2 protein-coding genes and 1 pseudogene are annotated in these 1,858 nt (G+C 65.8%); 2 read left to right on the top strand and 1 reads right to left on the bottom strand.

Annotated features, from left to right (window positions below):
- On the bottom strand, nt 1–576 hold a 576-nt coding region (locus AKL29_RS30670; protein ID WP_244482506.1), incomplete at its 3' end, for a metallophosphoesterase family protein.
- Nucleotides 577–965: 389 nt separating this feature from the next.
- Here AKL29_RS30670 and AKL29_RS30665 point away from each other — a divergent pair.
- Nucleotides 966–1,388 carry an MAPEG family protein gene (locus tag AKL29_RS30665; RefSeq protein ID WP_028335052.1) on the top strand — a complete coding sequence of 141 codons (423 nt, stop codon included), beginning with the start codon at nt 966–968 and terminating at the stop codon, nt 1,386–1,388.
- A 22-nt stretch (nt 1,389–1,410) separates the two neighbouring features.
- Nucleotides 1,411–1,858: pseudogene (locus tag AKL29_RS45770) on the top strand (MFS transporter); the annotation flags it as partial.

Below are 1,858 nucleotides of genomic sequence, written 5' to 3'. Positions count from 1 at the left end.
CATCTCGATCAGGCGGCGCCGCGCCGGCTGCGGGACGAAGCGGATCGCGGTCTCGGCGCGCTCGGCATCGTAGGGCAGGTCGAGATAGAGCGGCTTGTGCAGGAACAGCGCGACCGGCCTGCCGACGGCCTTGTCGAGCACGCCTGCGAGCCAGTCGAACTGCTCGGCCTCGCTGTCGAGGCCGGTGTTCATGATCAGCGAATTCAGCCCGATGAAGCACCAGCCGGCAGCGTCGAAATGCCAGCGGTCCTCGCCGAGCACCGAGATGAAGGCGCCGCGCGTCTCATCGGTCGGCGGTTGCGTCGGTGGCGCGCCGACCGCGGTCGGATTGTCGCCGATGTCGTGATTGCCGGGCAGATAGAGGCAATCGACCGGCAGCGCGTTGTGCAGCTCCTTTGCGAACGCGAGGTCGTCGCGGCTGGTCGGGCCGTCGAACGAGACGTCGCCGGAGTTGAGCACGAGATCGGGACGCGTCGCGTGGATGTGCTCGCTGACGCGATGAAAGTTGTCGATCAGCGGCTTGAAGCGGCGCGCGAGATGGGTGTCGGAGATCTGTGTCAGGCGAAATTGGGGCATGCATCGCTCCTTTCGGCCGGAGCATAGGTCGGCGCGAAGTCGGAACGATGACGATTTCGCCGTCTTGTTCGATGCTCTGTTTGATGCGTTGTTTGATGTTTTGTTTGGTTTTGCGCCTTGGCACGGTCGCTGGATCGCCAGTTGCCGCACCGACGCAACGAGCCTTGCCGTCACCATGCCGAGCACGCCGCTGCCCGGGCCGCGTCGTCGAGGATCGGGGAGATGGTGCGCATCGCGTCAACCGTGAGGGGCTGAAACCGCCATTGGTCCTGGGAGTTGGTCACCCGGGCTCGGATCACGGTTCAACGGGTTACCGCGCACGCTTCATTGTGTTGGGCGCGAGTGGCGGCTAAGAGGGCGGCGGGCGCCCGCGGCTGAGGGAGATTTTGATGTCGGTTCAAATGGTTCTGCTACCGGTCTTCATCCAGATCGGGCTCACCTTCGCGCTGTTGTTCGCCATGGCGACGAGGCGCACGAGGGCGCTGACGAGCGGCGAGACCAAGATCGCCGACATCGCGCTGCGCGAGCCGAACTGGCCGGCCCAGGCCACCAAGTTCGGCAACTGCTTCGCCAACCAGTTCGAGCTGCCGATCCTGTTCTATGTCCTGATCGCTATTGCGCTGCCGCTGCGCCGTGCCGATCTGTTCATCGTGCTGATGTCCTGGGTGTTCGTGGTGACGCGGTTTGCCCATGCCGGCGTGTTCGTCACCTCCAACGACGTGCGGCCGCGCTCGCTCGTCTGGTTCGCCGGCGCGCTGGTGCTGGCAGCCATGTGGCTGTATTTCGCGCTCAGACTGCTGCTGCTGATCTGATGCGCCCAACCGAAAGAGATCAATGACCCCCGCTGCCCGGCTTTCCGCCGCGATCGAGCTGATCGCCACCATCGACGCACAGCGCATTCCCGCGGCGAAAGCGCTGAAGGAATGGGGTACCGCGCACCGTTATGCCGGCTCCGGCGATCGCGCCGCGATCTCCGGTCTGATCTGGGACGTGCTGCGCCGGCAATCCTCCGCCGCCTATTTGATGGATGACGCCAGCGCGCGGTCGCGCGTGCTCGGCATGCTCAAGCTCGAACGCGGCATGGACATCGCCACGATCCAGGCGCTGTGCGACGGCGGCCGGTTCGCGCCGGATCCGCTGACCGCGACCGAGGAGGCCGCATTGGCCTCGCGCTCGCTCAGGGATGCGCCGGCGCATGTCGCGGGCGATTATCCGGACTGGCTCGACCCGCATCTGGCAAGGGTGTTCGGCGACGACCGCGCGGCGGAAGCGACCGCGATGG

Source organism: Bradyrhizobium pachyrhizi (assembly GCF_001189245.1).
Lineage (GTDB): Bacteria > Pseudomonadota > Alphaproteobacteria > Rhizobiales > Xanthobacteraceae > Bradyrhizobium > Bradyrhizobium pachyrhizi.
Note: the sequence above shows the minus strand (reverse complement) of the source record. Positions and strands in the feature narration are given on the sequence as shown.